17 protein-coding genes are annotated in these 21,655 nt (G+C 64.6%); 4 read left to right on the top strand and 13 right to left on the bottom strand.

The window, feature by feature from the left end; all coding sequences use genetic code 11:
• Nucleotide 1 precedes the first annotated feature (1 nt).
• The 12 genes from AB0362_RS12025 to mftE all read right to left on the bottom strand — a co-directional run bounded on the left by AB0362_RS12025 (nucleotide 2) and on the right by mftE (nucleotide 14,073).
• The gene (locus tag AB0362_RS12025; protein WP_317532201.1) at nucleotides 2-1,636 is read right to left on the bottom strand and encodes an AMP-binding protein; all 1,635 of its coding nucleotides are present in this window, start codon (nucleotides 1,634-1,636) and stop codon (nucleotides 2-4) included.
• A gap of 56 nt (nucleotides 1,637-1,692) precedes the next feature.
• On the bottom strand, nucleotides 1,693-2,469 hold the full coding sequence (gene eutC, locus AB0362_RS12020; RefSeq protein ID WP_317532200.1) for an ethanolamine ammonia-lyase subunit EutC: 777 nt from the start codon (nucleotides 2,467-2,469) through the stop codon (nucleotides 1,693-1,695).
• Complete coding sequence (locus tag AB0362_RS12015; RefSeq protein WP_317532199.1) at nucleotides 2,466-3,878, bottom strand: ethanolamine ammonia-lyase subunit EutB; 1,413 nt, start codon at nucleotides 3,876-3,878, stop codon at nucleotides 2,466-2,468. Before AB0362_RS12015 ends, eutC begins: the two co-directional genes overlap by 4 nt.
• Nucleotides 3,875-5,329 (bottom strand): ethanolamine permease, encoded by a 1,455-nt coding sequence (gene eat, locus AB0362_RS12010; protein ID WP_317532198.1) that lies wholly within the window; start codon nucleotides 5,327-5,329, stop codon nucleotides 3,875-3,877. The genes AB0362_RS12015 and eat overlap by 4 nt, the downstream gene beginning before the upstream one ends.
• A 136-nt stretch (nucleotides 5,330-5,465) precedes the next feature.
• Entirely contained in the window at nucleotides 5,466-6,449 is a 984-nt protein-coding gene (locus AB0362_RS12005; RefSeq protein ID WP_317532197.1) for a cation transporter, read from the bottom strand.
• 80 nt (nucleotides 6,450-6,529) lie between these two features.
• On the bottom strand, nucleotides 6,530-7,069 hold the full coding sequence (locus AB0362_RS12000; RefSeq protein WP_300514581.1) for a DUF779 domain-containing protein: 540 nt from the start codon (nucleotides 7,067-7,069) through the stop codon (nucleotides 6,530-6,532).
• Nucleotides 7,069-8,592, bottom strand: coding sequence for an aldehyde dehydrogenase family protein (locus tag AB0362_RS11995; RefSeq protein ID WP_068051492.1), 1,524 nt, complete (start codon nucleotides 8,590-8,592; stop codon nucleotides 7,069-7,071). Before AB0362_RS11995 ends, AB0362_RS12000 begins: the two co-directional genes overlap by 1 nt.
• Nucleotides 8,593-8,713: 121 nt before the next feature.
• Nucleotides 8,714-10,009, bottom strand: coding sequence for a transcriptional regulator (locus tag AB0362_RS11990; protein ID WP_068051494.1), 1,296 nt, complete (start codon nucleotides 10,007-10,009; stop codon nucleotides 8,714-8,716).
• A 109-nt stretch (nucleotides 10,010-10,118) separates the two neighbouring features.
• Nucleotides 10,119-10,256: a hypothetical protein gene (locus AB0362_RS11985; RefSeq protein ID WP_176460347.1), complete on the bottom strand. Its 138-nt coding sequence runs from the start codon at nucleotides 10,254-10,256 to the stop codon at nucleotides 10,119-10,121.
• A gap of 110 nt (nucleotides 10,257-10,366) precedes the next feature.
• A complete protein-coding gene (mftG, locus tag AB0362_RS11980) occupies nucleotides 10,367-11,827 on the bottom strand; it encodes a mycofactocin system GMC family oxidoreductase MftG (protein WP_317808808.1) in 1,461 nt (486 codons plus the stop codon).
• 36 nt (nucleotides 11,828-11,863) lie between these two features.
• A complete protein-coding gene (gene mftF, locus AB0362_RS11975; protein ID WP_094639178.1) occupies nucleotides 11,864-13,261 on the bottom strand; it encodes a mycofactocin biosynthesis glycosyltransferase MftF in 1,398 nt (465 codons plus the stop codon).
• A gap of 125 nt (nucleotides 13,262-13,386) precedes the next feature.
• A complete protein-coding gene (gene mftE / locus AB0362_RS11970; RefSeq protein ID WP_317784002.1) occupies nucleotides 13,387-14,073 on the bottom strand; it encodes a mycofactocin biosynthesis peptidyl-dipeptidase MftE in 687 nt (228 codons plus the stop codon).
• A 70-nt stretch (nucleotides 14,074-14,143) separates the two neighbouring features.
• Here mftE and AB0362_RS11965 point away from each other — a divergent pair, with 70 nt between their 5' ends.
• The 3 genes from AB0362_RS11965 to AB0362_RS11955 all read left to right on the top strand — a co-directional run bounded on the left by AB0362_RS11965 (nucleotide 14,144) and on the right by AB0362_RS11955 (nucleotide 17,297).
• On the top strand, nucleotides 14,144-14,860 hold the full coding sequence (locus tag AB0362_RS11965; RefSeq protein WP_149405618.1) for a GntR family transcriptional regulator: 717 nt from the start codon (nucleotides 14,144-14,146) through the stop codon (nucleotides 14,858-14,860).
• Between the two features lie 129 nt (nucleotides 14,861-14,989).
• Entirely contained in the window at nucleotides 14,990-16,543 is a 1,554-nt protein-coding gene (locus tag AB0362_RS11960; protein WP_149405318.1) for an NCS1 family nucleobase:cation symporter-1, read from the top strand.
• A 10-nt stretch (nucleotides 16,544-16,553) separates the two neighbouring features.
• Entirely contained in the window at nucleotides 16,554-17,297 is a 744-nt protein-coding gene (locus tag AB0362_RS11955; RefSeq protein WP_317808706.1) for an aspartate/glutamate racemase family protein, read from the top strand.
• Nucleotides 17,298-17,315: 18 nt separating this feature from the next.
• Here the strand turns inward: AB0362_RS11955 and AB0362_RS11950 are convergent, their stop codons facing one another.
• Nucleotides 17,316-21,089: a WD40 repeat domain-containing protein gene (locus AB0362_RS11950; RefSeq protein ID WP_317808705.1), complete on the bottom strand. Its 3,774-nt coding sequence runs from the start codon at nucleotides 21,087-21,089 to the stop codon at nucleotides 17,316-17,318.
• Nucleotides 21,090-21,313: 224 nt separating this feature from the next.
• On the opposite strand from AB0362_RS11950, the gene AB0362_RS11945 reads away from it, so the two are divergent.
• Entirely contained in the window at nucleotides 21,314-21,640 is a 327-nt protein-coding gene (locus AB0362_RS11945; RefSeq protein WP_317808703.1) for a LuxR C-terminal-related transcriptional regulator, read from the top strand.
• Nucleotides 21,641-21,655: the final 15 nt, after the last annotated feature.

Here is a 21,655-nt window from a genome sequence, read left to right as displayed (position 1 = left end):
GTCAGCCGAAGGGCAGCTGTTCGATCAGGCCGAGCGATCGCTCGCGCATCTCCACCTTGCGCACCTTGCCGGTCACCGTCATCGGGAACTCGTCGACCACGTGCACGTACCGCGGGATCTTGTAGTGCGCCAACCGCCCGTCGCAGAACTCACGCACCGCTGCCGAATCGAGCGGCGCAGCATCGTCTTTCATCCGGATCCACACCATCAGCTCTTCGCCGTACTTCGGGTCGGGCACACCGATCACCTGCGCGTCGAGGACGTCGGGATGGGTGTACAGAAACTCCTCCACTTCGCGGGGATAGATGTTCTCGCCGCCGCGAATCACCATGTCCTTGATCCGTCCGGTGATCGCCACGTAGCCGTCGTGGTCCATCACCCCGATGTCGCCGGTGTGCATCCACCCCTCGTCGTCGATGGCCTCGGCGGTCTTCTCCGGCTGCTCCCAGTAGCCCAACATCACCGAATACCCGCGCGTGCACAGCTCGCCCGCCTCCCCACGCGGCAGTGTGCTGCCCTCGATCGGATCGACGATCTTCACCTCGAGGTGCGGACCGACGCGTCCGACGGTCGACACCCGTTGCTCGATGGAGTCCTCGCTCCGAGTCTGCAGCGACACCGGAGAAGTCTCGGTCATGCCGTAACAGATCGACACCTCGGCCATCCCCATCCGCTCGATCACCTGCTTCATCACCTCGGTGGGGCACGGCGATCCGGCCATGATGCCGGTACGCAGACTGCCGAGGTCGAAATCCTCGAAGTTCTCCAGTGCCAGTTCTGCGATGAACATCGTCGGGACTCCGTAGAGCGACGTGCACTTCTCCGTGGCGACGGCCGTCAACGTCGCGACCGGATCGAACGCGGGTCCGGGAATCACCATCGCTGCGCCGTGCGACGTGCACGCGAGATTGCCCATCACCATGCCGAAGCAGTGGTAGAACGGCACCGGAATGCACACTCGGTCCTCGGCGGTGTAATGGCAGAGCTCGCCGACGAAGAATCCGTTGTTGAGGATGTTTCGATGACTCAGCGTTGCACCCTTGGGAAAACCCGTTGTCCCCGAGGTGTACTGGATGTTGATGGCGTCGTCGCAGCGGAGCCGCTCGGACACATCGGTGATCATGCGCGGAGTCTTCGCCAGCGCTCGATGCCCGCGATCGGTCATCGCTTCCCACTGGATGCTCCCGATGAACAGCACCTCACGCAGGGATTCCACCTCGGGACGCACGTCGTCGATCATCGCCGCGTAGTTCGAACCCTTGAACTCCGTGGCCGACAACAACACCGACACCCCGGCCTGCTTCAACACGAACTGCAACTCGTGCGAGCGATACGCGGGATTGATGTTGACCAACACCGCGCCGATCTTGGCCGTCGCATACTGCGCCAGAACCCATTCCGGGCAGTTCGGTGCCCAGATTCCGACGCGGTCCCCCACCTCGACTCCGGCCACGAGCAACCCGGCCGCCAACAGATCGACGTCGGCGACGAACTCCGAGTAGGTCCACCGCCGCCCGGACGCAACATCGATCAACGCATCACGCTCCGAGTACCGCGCCGCAGTTCGATCCAGATTTGCGCCGATCGTGTCGTCCAGCACCGCTGTGTCGGACGCACCGGAAGAATAACTGTCCATGAACCCCACGGTAGTGACCGCCGTCACCCTCGGCCACCCCCCGGATAGGGGTGATGTCACTCCAGGGTGAGGGCCTCGGTCGCCTCGAGCACATCGGCTCGCGAGGTGTCCTTCAACGCCACACCCGACCGCCCGAGCTTCCTGGCACCGGCCAACAGACCGGCCACGATTCGTGCCGACTGCGCATACCCCTGCCCTTCCGGCGGGTGGATGTTGGAGATGCAATTGCGATCGGCGTCGGTGCACCCGGGTTTCGGCAGATGCGTCAGATAGATACCGAGACTGTCGGCGACCGACAAACCCGGACGCTCCCCGATCAGCACCAGCACCGTCCGCACACCCATCGCCGCCGCGATGTGATCACCCAGCGCCACCCGCGCCTCGGTCGCGATCACCGGGGCTGCTATCGAATAGCGATCGGCCAGTTCGGCTTTCAACGCCTCCAGCATCGGCACACCGTGATCGGCGAGTGCGCGCGGGGACAACCCGTCGCTCAACACGATGCCGATCTCGTCCTCCGACAGCGTGATCGCAGACAGATCTTCCGGCTGCCGACCCAGATCGGGCCGTCGTAGATACTCCGCGCGACTCGTCGCCAACGACGTCACCACCGACGGCGCACCGAGACCGACCTGCTCGACCCGGCCCACGAACTCCTCGACCTCGAGCGGCATGTGCACAGCATCGCGCGCCGCAGCATGCGCCGAGCGAAACTCGAGCACCCGCGTGGTCGGCAACGAATCACCGATGCGGCCCAACCCGATTCGAGCCTGCGTCATCGCGCGCAACTCGCCCCAGAACTCTGTTTCCGGTCGTTCCGCTGGCGTGCTCATCGCGCACTCATCAACGCGCGCAGCGGCGATCCCGCGGCATCGACGTCGAGGACTCTGCCGTCGGCGTCCACCATGCCCAGTCGGGAGAGCCACGACTCGAATTCCGGTGCGGGTCGCAGACCGAGAACCTGCCGAACGTAGAGCACGTCGTGAAAGCTCAACGACTGGTAGCCGAGCATGACGTCGTCGGCACCCGGCACCGCGATCACGAACGCGACCCCGGCGGTACCCAGGAGCGTCAGCAGGGTGTCCATGTCGTCCTGGTCGGCCTCGGCATGGTTGGTGTAGCAGACGTCGACACCCATCGGCAGTCCCAGCAGCTTGCCGCAGAAGTGATCTTCGAGGCCCGCCCTGATGATCTGTTTGCCGTCGTAGAGGTACTCGGGCCCGATGAATCCGACGACGGTGTTGATCAGCAGCGGCTCGAGATCGCGGGCCACCGCATACGCACGCGTTTCGAGGGTCTGCTGATCGACGGGGCGGTCGCCGGTACCGATGTGCGCGCCCGCCGACAACGCCGAACCCTGGCCTGTTTCGAGATACATGACGTTGTTCCCGACGGTTCCGCGGTGCAGCGATCGGCCGGCCTCGTTGGCTTGCCGAAGCAGCGGAATGTTCACTCCGAAGCTCGAATTGGCTCCTTCGGTGCCCGCGATGGATTGGAACACCAGATCGACCGGAACGCCCTTGTCGATCAGTTCCATCGTCGTCGTCACGTGCGAGAGCACGCACGATTGTGTGGGAATCTCGAAGCGCTGCCGGATCTCGTCGAGCAGGTGCAGCAGTTCGGCCGTCGCCTGAGGCGAGTCGGTCGCCGGGTTGATCCCGATGACCGCATCACCCGATCCGAGCAGCAACCCGTCGAGCGTGGCCGCGGCGATTCCGCGGGGGTCGTCCGTCGGGTGATTGGGTTGGAGCCGGGTGGTGAGTGTTCCGGGCAGTCCCACCGTCGTACGAAAAGCCGACGTCACCTGCACGGCTCGAGACACCGCGATGAGATCCTGGTTTCGCATGATCTTGCTGACTGCTGCCACCATCTCCGGAGTCAGTCCGGCGGCCACCGACCGCAACGTCGCGGCCGCGTCCGGCCTGGCGGTGACCTGGAGAAGCCAGTCCCGCAGGCCGCCGACGGTCAGGTGCGACACCGCTCCGAAGGCGAGGCGGTCGTGTGAATCGATGATGAGCCGAGTGACCTCGTCACTCTCGTACGGCACGAGCAGATCGTGTAGGAAGACATCCAGTGACACCTCGGACAGCGCCCACTGCGCAGCAGCCCGTTCGGCATCCGATTCGGCTGCGCAACCGGCCAATTCGTCACCCGATCGCAGCGGGGTTGCCTTGGCCATCAGGTCGACGAGACCGTCGAACGTGTAGGTGGTGCCCGAGACCTGCTGGGTGTAGATCGTCATTCCAGTTCGGCCTCGGCCTCGGCCAGTGCGGCGAACTCCTCGTCCGGCGAATTCGCGACGAGATGATGCCTGCTGTAGATGCCGAAGTAGGCCATGAACGCCACGAACACTCCCAGGCACCACAGTGCCGCAGTGGAATCGACGACGAACGTGGCGACGACGGCGAGCGCCGCGATGATCAACGCGAATCCGGTGGTCACGACGCCGCCGGGGGTTCGGTACGGGCGTTCCATGTTCGGCTCGTTGCGACGGAGCACGATGTGGCTGACCATCATCAGAACGTAGCTCAGCGCCGCCCCGAACACGGCCATGTTCAGCAACATTCCGCCCTGGCCGGTCAGCGAGAGCAGGAAGCCGATGACGCCGGGGACGATCAAGGCGAGCGTCGGTGCCTTGCGAGAGTTGGTGATGGACAGAGTCTTCGGTAGGTACCCGGCACGCGAGAGCGCAAAGAGCTGACGCGAGTACGCGTACATGATCGAGAAGAAGGACGCGACCAATCCGGCCAGGCCGATGTAGTTGACAATCTTGCTCGCTGTTCCGTCCCCGAGGGCTTCGACCAACGGGTTGCCCGATTCCTTGACGGCGTCGGCCCCGCCGGCTCCGGTCACCAGGAACAGCACGACGGCACCGGTCACGAGCAGCACACCCATCGCGGCGATGATGCCGCGCGGGACGTTCTTGGTCGGGTCCTTGGCCTCTTCTGCGGCCAGCGGAACACCTTCGATCGCGAGGAAGAACCAGATGGCGAACGGGACGGCAGCCCAGATGCCGAGGTAGCCGAACGGCAGGAATCCCGAGGCTCCGGCCGCGTCGGTGGGCGCGATATCGGTCAGGTTGCTCGCGTCGAATTGTCCGATGGCGGCGATGGCGAACACGATGAGTCCGACCAAGGCGATCGCGGTGATGACGAACATGATCTTGAGGGCTTCGCCTGCGCCGGACAGATGGATTCCGATGAACACCGCATAGACCACCAGGTAGACCCACCACCCGTCGGTGATTCCGAACAGCCCGAGGGACTCGACGTAGGCACCGATGAACGTCGCGATGGCGGCGGGCGCGATGGCGTACTCGATGAGAATCGCTGTGCCGGTGGCGAATCCGCCCCACGGGCCGAGAGCACGGCGCGCGAAGGTGTAGCCACCACCCGCGGCGGGCAGCGCCGAGGACATCTCGGCCATGCCGAGCACCATGGCCAGGTACATGCCCGCGATGATGATCGCCGCGATGAGCAGACCACCGAAACCACCCTCGGCGAGCCCGAGGTTCCACCCGGAATAGTCGCCGGAGATGACGTAGCTGACTCCGAGGCCCGCCAGCAGGACCCAGCCTGCCGTCCCCTTCTTCAGGGTTCGTTTGGCCAGGTAGTCACCGCCCTCGACGTGTGACTGAGTGCTCTCGTGGGAGCCCGATTTCGGAGGAGACGACTGGGGGTCTACTACGGACATGACAAGCCTCTCGTAGCCTTTACTCTCGGGACGACGGTCACGCCCGAGGGGACGATTCACAACAGGTGTGGCGCGCGAATCGGTTCACGATAGGCCCGTGATGTAAGCGCCGCGTCATCGATGAATGACGGGCAAATTACGACTGGTGCCCCACGGCGTTGACGTCACCGATGTCGCCCTCGTCCGGTTCGGCGACTGTCAATACCGCGTCCACCACAGCTCTGTTGGTTTCCAACTCACGCTCCAGTCGCCGGAGCGTGTGTGCGATGCGTGATTCTGCGAAATCACCGACGAGGTCGACACTCGCCACCACATAGATCTGTTTGGGACCGACGAACTCGATGCGAACGAACCTGACCGACGCCACCTCGGGGAGTTGCTCGATCCGCTGCACCACCGCATTCCATAATGCCCTCGAACCCGGTTCACCGGTGAGGAATCGGCGGTTTCGATCGATCAGAACGAACGCGACGATTCCGAGCAGTATCCCCACGAGAATGGACCCGATGGCGTCGAAGGCGGCGTTACCGGTGAGTTGGTGTAATCCGATTCCGGCACCGGCGATCACGATGCCGATCAACGCGGCACTGTCCTCTGCGAACACTGCGCGCAGCGTCGGATCCGAGGTCTCGAGCGCGTAATCGAGAAAGTCTCTGTGGTACTCGGCGGCCTCGCCGCGAATCTGTCGAACCGATTGCAGAAACGAGACTCCCTCGAGCAGAAATGCGATGCCGAGCACCACGTATGCGACAAGGTAGTTCTCGCTGCTCGATTCGCCGGCGAACAGCGAGGTGATGCCGTGCCACACCGACACCGCCGCACCGGCGACGAAGAGTCCGACCGCTGCGAGAGTCGACCAGAAGTAGGTCTCCCGCCCGTACCCGAGAGGCCGTCGATCGTCCGGTCCGCGCGATCCCCGGCGATTGGCGACGAGCAGAAAGATCTCGTTCCCGGTATCGGCCCACGAGTGCGCGGCTTCGGCAACCATCGACGCAGATCCGGTGAACACCGCTGCAAAGGTCTTCGCGATCGCGACGCCGAGGTTGGCGACGAAAGCGATGACCACGGTGCGCAGGCTCTCGTCACCCTCGACGTGGTCGGACTTCGGTGCGCTCTTCATCGTTTGCACTGTATGCGCTGCGCGCAGTGGTGCGGTTGAGTGCCGCCTGGGGCTCTCAGCCGCACCACTGCCGCAGGCATTCAGCCCTGGAGCATCCCGGGAACGGGACATGCGTCGACGGCCTCGGCGACCACCAGGGGATCGTCGGGGATCTCCGGCCGTCGGCCTTCTTCCCAGTCGACGCCCACGAGCGGTGGGTGCTCGGCGAGGATGTCGTTCTCCTCGGCGGTGTACGCACGTCCGCGGCTGAGGAAGCGCACTCCCTCGGGCGATTCGAGCGAGAACCCACCGCCGCGGCCGGGAACCACGTCGAGCACGAGTTGCGTGTGCTTCCACGCCTGGAATTGAGACCCCGAAATCCACACCGGTACACCGTCGCTCCCGCTCGGGAGATCCTGTGGGACCTCGCCGACCCCGAGCCTGAGGTCGATGTACCCCAGAAGAACGTCCCGGTCGCCGACGATGAATTCGCCTGCGGGATAACACATCGGCGACGACCCGTCACAGCATCCCCCGGACTGATGCATCATCAGTTCGCCGTGGATACCGCCGAGGCGACGGAGCAGGTCCATCGCCTCGACGGTGGTCTTCAGCCGCGCAGGCGGCCGAGGGGCATTCATCAGAAGAAGCCCTGTGCCTTCTGCGCGTAGCTGACCAACAGGTTCTTGGTCTGCTGGTAATGATCGAGCATCATCTTGTGGTTCTCGCGGCCGATACCCGACTGCTTGTAACCACCGAAGGCCGCGTGCGCGGGGTACTGGTGATACGTGTTGGTCCACACACGACCGGCCTGGATATCGCGGCCGGCGCGGTAGGCAATGCCGCCGTCCCGCGACCAGACGCCTGCGCCGAGCCCGTACAGGGTGTCGTTGGCGATCTCGATGGCGTTGTCGTAGTCGGTGAACGACGTGACCGAGACGACCGGGCCGAAGATCTCTTCCTGGAAGATGCGCATGTTGTTCTTGCCGGTGAAGATCGTGGGCTGCATGTAGTAGCCGCCGTTGAGGTCGCCGCCCAGCTGTGCACGCTCGCCGCCGGTGACGACCTGTGCGCCCTCGCCCTTGCCGATCTCGATGTACGACAGGATCTTCTGGAGCTGATCGTTCGAGGCCTGTGCGCCGATCATGGTCTCGGTGTCGAGCGGATCTCCCTGTCGCACAGCCTTGGTACGGATGGCTGCGAGGGCGAGGAACTCGTCGAAGATATCGGCCTGGATCAGCGAGCGCGACGGGCAGGTGCACACTTCACCCTGGTTGAGGGCGAACATCGTGAAGCCCTCCAGCGCCTTGTCCTGGTAGTCGTCGTTGGCCTGCAGCACGTCGGAGAAGAAGACGTTGGGGCTCTTGCCACCGAGCTCGAGGGTCACCGGGATCAAGTTCTGCGACGCGTACTGCATGATCAGGCGGCCGGTGGTGGTCTCGCCGGTGAACGCGATCTTGGAGATACGCGGGCTCGATGCCAGCGGCTTGCCTGCCTCGACGCCGAATCCGTTGACGATGTTGAGCACGCCCGCAGGCAGCAGATCGCCGATGATCGAGATCAGGTGAAGGATCGACGCGGGGGTCTGCTCGGCGGGCTTGAGCACCACTGCGTTACCGGCCGCGAGGGCGGGGGCCAGCTTCCACACGGCCATGAGGATCGGGAAGTTCCACGGGATGATCTGCCCGACGACGCCGAGCGGCTCATGGAAGTGGTAAGCGACTGTGTCGCTGTCGATTTCGGAGAGCGATCCCTCCTGCGCGCGGATGCAGCCGGCGAAGTATCGGAAGTGATCGATGGCCAGCGGGATGTCGGCGTTCAGTGTTTCGCGGATCGGCTTGCCGTTGTCCCAGGACTCCGCCAGCGCGATGGACTCGAGGTTGTCGGCGATGCGGTCGGCGATCTTGTTCAGGATCACGGCACGCTCGGCCGCGGAGGTCTTGCCCCATGCGGGGGCCGCGGCATGTGCGGCGTCGAGCGCGAGCTCGATGTCCTCGGACGTGGAACGGGCGACCTCGCAGAAGTTCTCACCGGTGACGGGAGTCGGGTTCTCGAAGTACTGGCCCTTGACCGGCGGTACCCACTCGCCGCCGATCCAGTTGTCGTAGCGCGACTGGAACGACATGACGGAATCGGCGGTACCTGGACGAGCGTAGACGGACATTGAAAATCCTCCTGATCGACACGTGCTTCACAGTTGATGCGGTGTGTGATTCAGGACACTAGGGGTTGCAACGTTGCAACTACGTTGCCGATTCCGAGGACGGCCTGGAGCGACCGGTTCCTCAGATGCCGAGATCGCGGTCGAGAAGGTCGATACGCGCACTGACCTGCCCGTAGAGCGCGGAGTCGCGGCTGAGCGTGGCCCGGTACGCCTCCCATGCGATGACGTCCGTGCGGCCGTGGATGGACGAGGTCCACTGCGCCAGCAGCACCGGATCTCCGAGTCGGAGCAATGCGGCCTGCATCCGAGACCGCAGTTCCTCGCGGATCTCCTCGATTCCCGGCGCGGACGACCCGGGAAGCACCGGGCCCGAGTAGATGCGCAGAGCAGCGTCGACGTCGCCTCGATCCAGGGCTCGTCGGATATCGCCGACGTCGGAGGACAACTCGCCGACCAGCCGGTAGGGCCGCGATGCCAGGCCTGCAGTACCGAAGGCCTTGCGCAGCCTCGACATCTCGGCGCGAATGGTGACCGAGTCGAGTTCCTGCTCGTCGAGCAGCACGGCGAGGTGGTCGGAGCTCAGACCCTCGGGATGCTCACCGAGCAGAAGCAGAATCTCGGCGTGCCGCTGCGAGAGCGGTATCCGGCCGGATCCGCGCACCACTCCCGGCCGTCCCGATCCCAGGACCTCGAGCCGAGGGGCTGTGTCGCCCAATGATTTCGGCGAGTTCATCAGATGCAGGCGCAGCTCGGATTCAGCAGCGGCGACCGTTGCGCGCACCAACGAGAGCACCTCGGGCACCGCTACCCGCGGGCCACCGGTGATGTCGATGGCACCCAGGATGTGACCACTGGTGGGGTGGTGCACCGGTGCCGCCGAGCAGCTCCACTCGTGCACCGACCGCGAGAAGTGCTCGGATGCGAAGATCTGCACGCTGTGATCGACCGCGAGCGCAGTGCCGGGGGCGTTGGTGCCTTTGCTCTCCTCGCTCCAATCGACCCCCTCGGCGAAGTCCATCGCGAGTGCTCGGTCCTTGGCCGCGGAATCACCCTCGACCCACAGCAGGCGTCCCTCGGCATCGGAAATCGCAACGAGCAAACCGGTGTCGGACGCGTCCTCGACCAGAAGCTTTCGAATCACCGGGCGGATGATGGCCATCGGGTGTCCGTTGCGGTAGCGCTCGAGGTCCGCACCGGTCAGCGCAGGAGTGTCGTTGCCACCGTCCGGGTCGACACCCTTGGTTCGGCTGCGCATCCACGAATCGAGAACGACGGACCGGACGGCCGAACCGTGGGTGCGAACGTCGTCGACGAAAGATTGATGGGCACTGGACATCTGGCGCGCGAGCACAGCGACGTCCTCGCCGGGGCGCACTGCGACCCAGGGGTTGCCACCACTGTCCGATCGGCTTGCCATTCGACGCTTCCTCCGTGACCTGTCCACATCGTTGTAACCCAGCTCACACGCAAGGATACAGCCGTGGCCGACGCACGCGGCCGTGGCCGGTTGCGCCGACCCCGAGTGCCTACTTCTTCTTGACGGCCGTGGTGATGATGTCGTTGCTGGTGTCACCACTCGATTTGGCCCGCTTGTCTGCGCGCTTGTCCTTGAGCGATTTGCCGGATTTCTTGGTCATCGTGTTGCGGGGCGATTTGTCCGACATGGCAGTAACCCATCTATCGGGGAACCTGAACGGTCCCCAGACCACGAACGCTACGCCTAAACACCCTCACCGTGGTCTGCAACAGCCACCGGTCAGTCCGCCTGCTCCACTCACATCAACGCAGCGGCGCGCTCGGCGAACATGATCGCCGTCGCATGCGGGCCGCGGCTGGGCACCACCGGGAACGCCGAAGTATCGATCACGAAGACTCCGTCCACTCCCCGCACGCGACAGTGATCGTCGAGCACCGACCCCGGATCCGACTCGGGACCCATCCTGGCGCTACCGGACAGGTGCAACGACGTGCCCAGTGCCGCGAAAGGGTCGTCGGTCGCAGGGACTTCAGCGCAGGCCATGGACGGCGATGCGATCAGATCTCGCACCAGTGCGACGCCACCTCGCATCGCCTGCCGATCACCCTCCGATTCGAGATAGCGGTAGCGCACGTCCGGAGCCTCGAACGGATCCGTGCTGCGCAGCGCGATGCTCCCTCGCGCCGTCGAGCGCATGAGGCCGACACCGAACACGTGGGGACCCGCGGGGAGCCCGGAAATGAGTCGGTCGAATCTTCCGGTGTAGGGCCTGATCTCCACGTCGCCCGCATGCAGCACCGCTTCCAGAGCACGAGATGCCGTCGGGAATTCGTTCGTCGTGACGACGGGAACGGCAACCTCGGGATGGTCACTGAAACCCTGGCCGACTCCCGGACTGTCGGCGATGACCGAAATGCCCAGCGCAGCAGAGCTTTCCGACGGTCCTATGCCGGATCGAAGCAGCAGGGCAGGAGTATGCACCGCGCCGGCCGAGATGACAACGGTATCGGACTCGACGACACTGCGTACACCGTCGGCGATGATCTCGACCCCGATCACCTTGCTTCCCTTGAACATCAACGACGCGACCGTCGTATTCCCCTGTACCCGTAGGTTCTTCCTTCCGACGACCGGCAACAGATATGCCAGAGCGGCACTTACGCGGACCCCGTCGCGGATGTTCGAGGGCACAACGCCGACTCCCCCCACGGCCGCGTCGGGAGCGTTCAGATCATCATGGAATCGAAAGCCAGCGTTCGTAGCGGCCTCTACGAATGCCGCCGTCACTGGATGTCGGTCCTGCACGTGAGTGCGCGAGACCGGCATCGGTCCGTGGGAACCGTGCCACCGACCGGTCGCCTCGACATCGAGATCGGTTTCGGAGGCGATGTAGAACGGCAACACCTGATCGAACGACCACACCGACTGCGGCCAGGCGTCGAAGTCGCCCGGCGTGGCGCGGATGAAGTAACCGCCGTTCACTGCGCCGGAGCCCCCCAGCACCCGGCCTCGCGCGATCGTCCGAGACACGGCCGACGCGAGTTCGGCCGTGTAGGTTCCCACCCATTCGCTCCCCGGGCCGATGGGAAGCGTCGACGCGTCGAGCAAAGCCGCCGGAACGTCGGCGACGCCGGAGAACGCAGGCCCGGCTTCGAGCAACAGCACCGACCGATCGGGATTCTCACTGAGCCTCGACGCGACGACGCAGCCGCAGGATCCGCCTCCCACGACGATGACGTCCGCGTGCTCGATTCCGATCACACCGTCTGCGGGGCGGGCCCGGCTCGCATCGCGTCAGCCGTCCAGGCGAGGCTTGAGCGCGTCGATGCTGCGCGCGGACAGTGCACCGCGCCACAGGCCTGCGCCATACGCGACATCATCGGCACGTTTGTAGAATGCATACCGCACAGGGTCGAGGCCGCCGAGTTCACGATGCTTGTACCAATCCGAAAACGCCTCTGCAACAGCCAATCCCAGCGCTATTCTACGAATACGACTCGACAGCAGCACGGCGAGCAGGGTGATCGGCCAATAGTGTCGACACAGGGCCGACGCCAACTGCCACAACCCCGCCACGAAACCCTCGGCAGCGAGAATGGCCGCGATCCGCGTGGGCTGATCCAGACCGACGAACATCTTGCGCAGGCGGACGATCGTGACACCGAGCGTGGCGGCGGCACCGACGAGTCCGATCCTCGTCAGACTCGCGGCGAGCAGACACGCGACCAACGTCCACGGCGACATTGCGATGGGCGGCACCATTCCCGGATGACGTGCCGACAACGGGGTGGCACCGGTCCCGTAGAACAGCTTGCGGGCGAACCACTCGACGAAGGTGACGCGATGCTCGTGCGCGACGTGAGCGACCGGTTCGTAGCGCAGTCGCCAACCCGCCTCCTGCAGCCGCCAGCACAGGTCCACGTCCTCGGCCACGTGCATCGACTCGTCGAATCCCTCGCAGTCCATCGCCACCGACCGACGAATCAGCATTGCAGCACTGGGCACGTAGGAGACCGAGCTGCCTGCGCGTACCGCTGCTTCCCTGCGACCGAGATCGAGGGACGAGCGCGCGTGTTCGTACCTGGCCAGGGCGCTGCCCTCGGGCTCCAGCGCGACGATTCGGGGTGCCACCAGCGCCACGGCCGGATCCGAGAAGTGTCCCAGCATCACCTCGAGCCATCCCTTGCGCGGCACGACGTCCGAGTCCAGGAAAGCAACGAAATCCGTTGTTGCACATCGTAATCCCGTGTTTCGCGCCGCAGCGGGTCCGCGCGAGTGCTCGTGCCGGAGCACCGTCACGCTGCCCACACTCCACGAGACCCGCGGCACTGCGACCGGAACGTCCGACCCGTCGTCGACGATGATGACGTGCAGACCGTGGAGTGCGGCGATCAAGCGCTCCAACCCGGCCTCGTTGTTCTTGAGCGGTACGACCACGGTGACGTCGCTCGGCGACGGGATCGACATAGGGCGCGGGTTCCCGACACCCGAGTCGAGCAGTTTGCGAGCGACGAGAGCGGACTGCGAGTCGGTCACTTCGATGAAACCGTCACCGATCATCGCCGCTGCCGTCGGTGCCAGCTTGAGCATGCGTGTCGGTGAACCACCGATCAGGACTCGTCCTTCGGAGAATGTGCGTACGCGTGGATCGACTCGCACCCCGAAGCCGTCAGGCAACCGACCTTCACCCATCAGGAGATCGTAAGCGGACGAGACGCCGAAGTGTCGGCCACCCGTGAAATCGGACGGAACATACCCATGCCCCGTTTTTCCGGAATCGTCGGACGGCTCCTCAGCAGGCATTCCATCGAGCTCGTTCATGTGATCACTCCGTGCTCGGAGGGACTCCATCTCTGCACAGCATCGCCGGCGCGGGTGCAGAGCTGCTCGAACATCCGACGCCCCTCCTCCGGATCGGACCCGGTGGGATCACCGAGCACCCCGTTCGCAGTGATCGGTGCCATGCCGTCGACGCGAAGCGCAGGCAACAGATCGGCGATGTCGGCTACATTGCCCACCTCGGCCTTGCTCATGTTCACCACCTCGGGCGAAAGGTGCAGCAGCAACGACGTTTCGGTGCGCCCGGCGTGAGCATCTGCTCCCGGTATCGCGCACGGAAACCACACGACGTCGCGGCCCTCGTAGCGCAGCAGCAGTACGGCAGAGCGCACGGTGGGGCCGTTGCCTCCGTGTCCGTTGACGAACACCACTCGCTCGGCCCAGCGGCACGCGGAACGCCCGTACTCCACCAGAACCGATTCGAGAGCTGCGGCCCCGATCGACACGGTGCCGGGAAATCCCTCGTGCTCGCCACTGGCTCCGTACGCGATCGCGGGGGCCACGAGAGCATCCGCGATGGTGTGCGCCACGGCGGTTGCGATACGAGTGTCGGTATCGAGCGGGAGGTGCGGACCGTGCTGCTCGATCGAGCCGACCGGCACCACCAGGGTGCGAGACCCGTCGAGGTCCGGCCAGTACTGCGTACCGAGGGGGTCCGTGGCCATGAGTGCAGATGCTATCGGATGGAACGAGGACGTCACGCCGCCGAAACACTGCGACGATAATCTTCGATTCGTGCCACCCCGTCGCCGATCCGTATTGCTCTCGCAATTGTCGATATCGGCACCCGGCGGCCCGCAACCGACAATTCTGCAAGAGTTACGCCGAGTCATTCTTGCCGGCGATGCGCCGCCGAATACGCCGATTCCACTCAATGAAGTAGCGGAACTCTTCGGGGTGAGCAGAATTCCGGTGCGCGAATCCCTCAAGACACTCATCGGCGAGGGACTGGTCGATCATCGACCGAATCTGGGCTACACGGTTGCGCAGTTGACCGCAGCCGAACTTCGCGAAATGTACATCGTGCGAGAGGTATTGGAGACGGCTGCACTACCGTCCGCAGTCGAGCTCGCCACCGAGGCCGACCGGGCCCACATCGTCGAGATCAATTGTCAACTCGAGGCCTCGCTTGCCCAGGACGACTCGCGAGAATATCACCGCCTCTCGCGTGAGTTCCACCTGTCCCTGACCCGTCCGTCCCGCATGCATCGATTGCTGCACATGCTCGAATCCGCCTGGAACATAACCGAACCCGTGCAACCCATGGTGCATGTCGCCGGGTCGGACAGGGCGTCGCTGCACAGCGATCACGCCGAAATGCTCGCGGCATTTCTGGCCGGCGATTCCGCGGGCTTGCTGCGCGCCGCGCAGCATCACCACACGCGTCTCAATTCGGTCATTTCGACACTGTCGAACGATCACGGATTGTTCGCCGATCCGTCGTCGGAATAGAGACTGCAGGAACGACCGGAAAGATATATCGCTCTCGTCACGAGTGCGCAACACTTCGCCGCTAACTTTTCCTCATTCGCTCGTTCACCTCCTTCGTTCGTCTCATACGCCATGCCGTCAGGAGCATCGATGACAGATACAGCGCACGGTCCCGCTCAAACGGGAGATCTCGTGGAAGCCGCGGGCCACCCCGTCGGTGGTGGACTGATCAAGGACACCTATGACCCACGGCTGACCAACGAGGATCTCGCTCCGCTGAAGAAGCAGACCTGGACCTCGTACAACCTCTTCGCCTTCTGGATGTCGGACGTGCACTCGGTCGGCGGTTACGTGACGGCGGGCAGCCTGTTCGCGCTCGGGCTGGCCAGTTGGCAGGTGCTGATCGCGTTGCTAGTCGGCATCACGATCGTCTACTTCTTCTGCAATCTGGTCGCCAAGCCGAGCCAGGTGACGGGGGTTCCGTATCCGGTCATCTGTCGCAGCGTGTTCGGAGTGCTCGGTGCCAACATCCCGGCGATCATCCGTGGCCTGATCGCGGTGGCCTGGTACGGCATCCAGACATTCTTGGCATCGGCTGCCCTCGACATCGTGCTGATCAAGCTGTTCCCGTCCCTGGCTCCGTACGCCGTCACCGCGGACTACGGTTTCGCCGGACTGTCGCTGCTCGGTTGGGCGAGTTTCCTGTTCCTCTGGGTCGTTCAGGCTGCGGTGTTCTGGCGCGGGATGGAGTCGATCCGCAAGTTCATCGACTTCTGCGGCCCTGCCGTCTACGTCGTCATGTTCATGCTGTGCGGCTACCTGATCTGGAAAGCCGGCTGGGGCGCAATCGATCTCACCCTCGGCGATGTCGAGTACACCGGCTTCAGCGCCGTTCCCGTCATGCTGGGAGCCATTGCGCTCGTCGTCTCGTACTTCTCCGGTCCGATGCTCAACTTCGGTGACTTCTCTCGGTACGGAAAGTCCTACGCTGCCGTCAAGAAGGGCAACTTCCTCGGTCTGCCCGTCAACTTCCTGGTGTTCTCCATCCTCGTTGTCGTCACCGCCTCGCTGACCCTGCCGGTGTTCGGCGAGCTGATCACCGACCCTGTCGAGACGGTCGCCCGCATCGACAGCACCTTCGCCATCGTCCTCGGTGCCCTCACCTTCGCCATCGCGACGGTCGGCATCAACATCGTCGCCAACTTCATCGCTCCGGCTTTCGACTTCTCCAACGTCAGCCCGCAACGCATCAGCTGGCGCGCCGGTGGCATGATCGCCGCAGTCGGTTCGGTACTGATCACCCCGTGGAACCTGTACAACAATCCCGAGGTCATCCACCTGACGCTCGAGACCCTCGGCGCGTTCATCGGGCCTCTGTTCGGAATCCTGATCGCCGACTACTACCTGATCCGTAAGCAGCACGTGGCGGTCGACGAACTCTTCTCGATGTCCAAGACCGGCCTGTACTGGTACTCGAAGGGCTACAACCCGGCGGCGGTGTACGCGACCGTCGCGGGCGCAGCGGTGGCGATGTTCACCGTGCTGTTCAACGGAGCCGTCGACGGCCTGGAGATCGCCGGTATGTCCACGGCGTCGAAGTACAGCTGGTTCATCGGCTGCGGCATCGGATTCGCCACGTACTACTTCCTTGCGACGCGAACCAAGCTGGCTGTCACCAACTTCGACGTTCCAGCGAAGGCATAGGATCTCTTCCGTGCTCATCAAGGTCATCAATCCGAACACCACCAGTTCGATGACCGCAACGATCGGTGACTGTGCCCGGGCCGTGGTCGGCCCGGGCACGGTCGTCGACGCGGTCAGCCCCTCGATGGGGCCCGTCTCGATCGAGAGCCATGTCGACGAAGCCCTCAGCGTCCCAGGAATTCTCGCCGAGATCGCCAGTGGCGAGGCCGCGGGGGTCGACGGCTACGTCGTCGCCTGCTTCGGTGATCCCGGCATCGACGCGGCTCGCGAGCTCGCGGCCGGGCCGGTCATCGGTATCGCCGAGGCGGCCATGCACGCCGCGAGCTTCCTGGGCCGAGGATTCAGCGTCGTCACCACACTCGGGCGCACCGTCGGGCGTGCCCAGGATCTGGCCAACCACTACGGCTTCGGACGCCACTGCCTCGGCATCCACGCGTGCGACCTGCCGGTCCTCGATCTCGAGGCGGACCCCGACGCCCGCAAGATCGTCACCGAGGCGTGTCGCATCGCCGTGGAGACGGACGGTAGCGATGCCGTGGTCCTCGGATGTGCGGGGATGGCCGATCTGTGCCAACACATTTCGGCCGAGATCGGCGTACCGGTGGTCGACGGCGTCGCCGCGGGAACACTGTTCGTGCAGTCACTGATCTCGCTGGGACTGGGTACCGGAAAGAGGGGCGAATTCGCCGTTCCGCCACCCAAGCGCTACACCGGGATGCTGGAGGGTTTCAGCCGACCGATCCCTGATCCTTAGCCCTGGATCCGCGATCGATCAGGTCTCGCACAACTGCCGATACGGCACCCCGGGCAGGTAGCGGTCCCATTCGGCTTCGGTGACCACCGAGCCCCCGGATTCGCACAGGCGACTGCGGACCTCGTCCGGCTCGGTCTGCCACATGCGGAGGTCGCGGGCCGAGCCACCGCCGAAGAGCACCTGTCCGCCCGCGCCGAACACCGCGGTGTAGACACGCTGGCCGTACGCGGTGAGGGCCGCATACTCTTCGGGTGCGTAGCGGTCCCCCACGTTCCACAGCCAGAGCGTCGATCCCCCCTCACCGGCGGCCAGCCGCGTACCGGATCGATCGAACGAGAGCGACCAGATCGGACTGGACGGTCCGACGATGCGCGAGAGGTGCTGTGGGTTGTCCGGATTCTCCATGTCCCACAGTCGAATCGAGCGATCAGCACTGCCTGCGGCGAGTGTTCGCCCGTCCGGTGAGATGGCCACGGCCTGCACGTCACTTCCGAAACCGCCCAACGTGGTCCTTCGACGCGGATCGGTGGGGTCGGAGATGTCCCACAGTTCGACCACGCCACCGACACTGGCGATGACGAGTACCGAACCGTCGGGCGACAGCGCCATACCCGCGGGGTAGTTACCCGCCTCCAGGGTCGACAACGCTCGCGGGATCGTTGGGTCGGCCAGCGACCACAACGACACGTCGTTCGAGTTCTGGCCGGAGACGACCAGAAGCGATCCCGTTCCGTCGAAGACCAGCCCCGCAGTCAAGCTGGTCGTTGCCTCCCGAATGCCACCGAGGGCGACCGGATCGGTGAGATCGGTTGTGTCCCAGAGCTGAAATCCACCGGTGGTGGTACCCACAGCAGCACGGGTGCCGTCTGCGGTCAGTGCTACCGCCCCCGTCTGCTGGGCACCGTCGCCGATCACCAACGGTGCCGACGCCACCGGATTCTCCACATCCGTGACGTCCCAGACGATCGTGGCCGGGGCTCGGCTACCGGCACCGACGAGCATCCGGGTGTCCGACGCACCGATGGGGTTCTGATAGATCGTGTCGCCGGCATCGACCAGGGCCGGTCCGGGAAGTGGCCAGATCCGCGTGATGCCATCGCCACTGGCCGTCACGATCGACGAGCGATCCGGTGAGAACGCGAGCGAAGTGACCTCGATGGGGCCGGGCAGTGTCCGCTGCAGCGTTCCCGAGTCGGCGTCCCACACCTTCGTGGTGTTGTCCGAACTCGCCGCAGCGATCAACACCCCGTCCCCGCTGAACGCGACGTCGTTGACGTAACTGGTGAATCCAGTCAACGCCGGTAGTGCAGTCAGCCGACCGCCGTCGACCGCCCAGCGTAGAACCTCGCGACCGGTGGTACCCGCGATCAACGTGGTGCCGTCGGGAGAGAATGCCAGCTGTAGCGCGGTGTAGGTCGATCCGTCCGACGGGACGTCGATCAGCGGAACGACAGGGGCTGCTGGAGACGCGGTCAGTCGGGTCGCGTCCCACAGCCGCATCGCGCGCCCCGGACCGGCCGTCACCAGGTATCGACTGTCGGGACTGAATTCCGTCGCTGTCGGCGAACCAGGTTGAGAGACTTCACCTATGGTGCGCGGCGCGGTGGGATCTGCAACGTCGAGGAGAGGCAGTGTGTCATCTTGGGTTCCGACGAGGAGCAGCCGGCCGTCGGGAGAGTACGACAGGCTACTGACGCCAGTTGCGTCGATGCGCGACAACAACATCGGTGCAGACGGGTTCGCCACATCCCACAGCTCGACGCCGTACGATCCTCCCACAGCGAGCACGCTCCCCTGCGGATCGAACGTCAACACCCGGGCGTCACGCAAGACAATTTCACCGAGCTTCGCGTGCCCGTCTGCGAGCGACCACATCCGCACGTGTCCGTCGGAACCGGCTGTCGCCACGATGTTTCCGCGCGGCTCGACCGCGGTCACCGCCCCGCCCTCCACTCCGAGCAGCCGCACAGGAGTGTGGATCGCAGATGAATCGAGTAGCGATGACCGCGCCTCCGTCGTGCGGTCCACCTCGTACGACGCCAACGCGAAATATGCCGCCAGCCCGGGATCTCGAGTCCTCAATTGCTCTGCGACACCGGCGATCTGACGTGAGACAGCCTCTGCCTCCGCGCGCTCGGCCTCGACCCGTCGGTTGTTCGCGTCCGACCGAGCAACGAACGCGGTCACTGCCAGTGTCACAGCCAGTACGGTCAGCAGCGCGAGTGCAGTGACGAGCGTTTCGAGGGTGCGTCGCCGACGTCGGTCGCTTCGGTTCTGTTGCTCGATTCGGTTCGCACTCGCGTCGAGGTAGCGCCTCTCCACCGAGTTGAGATCTCGCCGACGTACCGGACCGAGGGATTCCTGCACCAGCGCCAACCTCGATTCCGGCAGCAACGAACCGTCGTCGCGATCGTTGTTCTCCCACAGTTCTGCGGCCTGGGTGAGTCGACGGTGCTCGACGAGCCACTGACGATCGTCGTCGAGCCACTCGCGCAGCCGCTGCCACGCCGTCAGCAACGCCTCGTGGGTGATCTGGACGGTCTCTTCTCCGACGGTCAGCAGTCTGCGTGCGGCAAACCGTTCGACGACGATGTCGACGTCGGTGACCGCGACCTCGTTCTCGTCTCCGTTGAACAGCTCCACGCGATCGACGCGGCGACGAGTGACGACCTCGTCGTCGAGATTGACCAACCGCATGAAGATGCGCCGTGTCTCGCGCTGCTGTTCGGCGGTCAAGGCCGAGAACACTTCCTCGGCGCTCTGCCCCACCGCACCGCCGATCCCGCCGGTAGCGAGATAGTCCGAGACAGTCAACGTTCTACCGCTCGACACCTGCCACGTGGTGAGCAGGGCATGGGACAGCAGCGGCAGGGCACCGGAGTCATGGGCGAACTGCGATCCGCGTGGACCCAATTCGCCGACCAAGACCTGCACGAGGGCGGCCTCGACGGAGACACCCGCCTTCGCGGCAGGCGACACGATGACCTCCCGCAGTTGTGACTCGGTGAGACGCCCGACAACCACCGGGTTGTCGGACAGGCCGGCGAGCAGCGCGTCCTCGGACACGGCGTTCTGGTAGAAATCCGCCCGCAGTCCGACTACGAGAACCGACCCCGCGCTCGGCAACGCCGCTGCCGCACGCAGAAAGTTCTCGCGCTCGAGCGGTGTCGCCAGTGTCCACAACTCCTCGGCCTGATCGAGGACGAGAACCGATCCCGGCGCAAAGGATTCGGCTCGCTCGGGGAAGGCACGAATATCGCCGACGCCGGAATGGACTTCCGAACCGGGGAATCTCGATGCCAGCCCGGCACGCAGGAGCGAGGACTTGCCGGAGCCCGAAGCACCGACGACGAAGACGATGCCTCCACCGGAGCCGAGGGCCTCACGGACGCGTGTGCCCAGACGCTCGATCACGTCGTCACGGCCGAAGAACCACTCCGCATCGGCCGGCTCGAACGCCTCGAGGCCCTTGTACGGAGGGTCGCCCTTCACCGGATCGACGGTCCGCCTGCCCGGGATCGACCGCACCCTCGACACCGCGTCCCACCACAGGGCGCGCTCGTCCTCGTCGGCGACGCCGCATGCGATCAGTACGGCGGCGAACATCTCGGCGCTGGCTTTGGTCGGGACGTGATGTCCGGAGAACCAGCCACCGATGGTGCCGTGCAAGCCACCGGAACGCTCGACGATCTCCCGGACCGTGGCACCCGCCTCTGTCCGGATCGCACGCAATGCTGCCGCGAATTCCGTGCGGTCCGTGATCGACGAAGGATCCGGACGGTCGATGGTCATGAGCGAGAACTATAGAACCGGGAAAACCTCGATAGAGGCACTCGAGCATCGCGCTGAGCTGCGCGAACAGCAAATTGATGCGTTTGAATGACGCTCGTACGGAGTCCGTGGCCGTCCGTATTGACCTTGTACGGACATGCTCGTTCAGCTGGATCCGCGACGAAGTCCAGTCGACGATGGACGGTGTTGTCGGGGCAAGTGGACACTCCAGGGGGGAAATTTTCGTGCTCGAACAAACGCTGGCATCGGCAGTGCATCACCCGTTCCGGAGGCCGGCACAGCGGGGACCCGGTGCAGTCCCGACACCGCTCGAAGCTCGCCACCGCAAGCCTGCGTTGAGCGCCCGCGAGATCGAGGTCATGCTCGCCTGGTTCGCCTCCGACTCGAAAACGGTCGCAGCTCGGTCCGTCTACATCTCGGTGGGCACGATCAACACCCACATCACCCGCATCCGGCAGAAATACGCGGCGGTGGGACGCAGCGCGCCGACGAAGGCCGCCCTGTTCGCTCGCGCACTACAGGACGGCCACACTCACCTGTCCGAATGGTGACTGTCGATTCGTCTC

This window comes from Rhodococcus sp. NPDC079359, assembly GCF_040702585.1.
GTDB lineage: Bacteria > Actinomycetota > Actinomycetes > Mycobacteriales > Mycobacteriaceae > Rhodococcoides.
The sequence above is the reverse complement of the archived record's forward strand: the minus strand, read 5'-3'. Positions and strand labels throughout refer to the sequence as shown.

Coding starts and splice junctions, on each gene's coding strand:
- eat (WP_317532198.1), bottom strand. CDS start 5,329: ATGTCCGTAGTAGACCCCCAGTCGTCTCCTCCGAAATCGGGCTCCCAC.
- AB0362_RS12015 (WP_317532199.1), bottom strand. CDS start 3,878: ATGACGATCTACACCCAGCAGGTCTCGGGCACCACCTACACGTTCGAC.
- eutC (WP_317532200.1), bottom strand. CDS start 2,469: ATGAGCACGCCAGCGGAACGACCGGAAACAGAGTTCTGGGGCGAGTTG.
- AB0362_RS11995 (WP_068051492.1), bottom strand. CDS start 8,592: ATGTCCGTCTACGCTCGTCCAGGTACCGCCGATTCCGTCATGTCGTTC.
- AB0362_RS12000 (WP_300514581.1), bottom strand. CDS start 7,069: ATGAATGCCCCTCGGCCGCCTGCGCGGCTGAAGACCACCGTCGAGGCG.
- AB0362_RS11990 (WP_068051494.1), bottom strand. CDS start 10,009: ATGGCAAGCCGATCGGACAGTGGTGGCAACCCCTGGGTCGCAGTGCGC.
- AB0362_RS12005 (WP_317532197.1), bottom strand. CDS start 6,449: ATGAAGAGCGCACCGAAGTCCGACCACGTCGAGGGTGACGAGAGCCTG.
- AB0362_RS11985 (WP_176460347.1), bottom strand. CDS start 10,256: ATGTCGGACAAATCGCCCCGCAACACGATGACCAAGAAATCCGGCAAA.
- AB0362_RS12025 (WP_317532201.1), bottom strand. CDS start 1,636: ATGGACAGTTATTCTTCCGGTGCGTCCGACACAGCGGTGCTGGACGAC.
- mftE (WP_317784002.1), bottom strand. CDS start 14,073: ATGGCCACGGACCCCCTCGGTACGCAGTACTGGCCGGACCTCGACGGG.
- AB0362_RS11960 (WP_149405318.1), top strand. CDS start 14,990: ATGACAGATACAGCGCACGGTCCCGCTCAAACGGGAGATCTCGTGGAA.
- mftF (WP_094639178.1), bottom strand. CDS start 13,261: ATGGGTGAAGGTCGGTTGCCTGACGGCTTCGGGGTGCGAGTCGATCCA.
- AB0362_RS11950 (WP_317808705.1), bottom strand. CDS start 21,089: ATGACCATCGACCGTCCGGATCCTTCGTCGATCACGGACCGCACGGAA.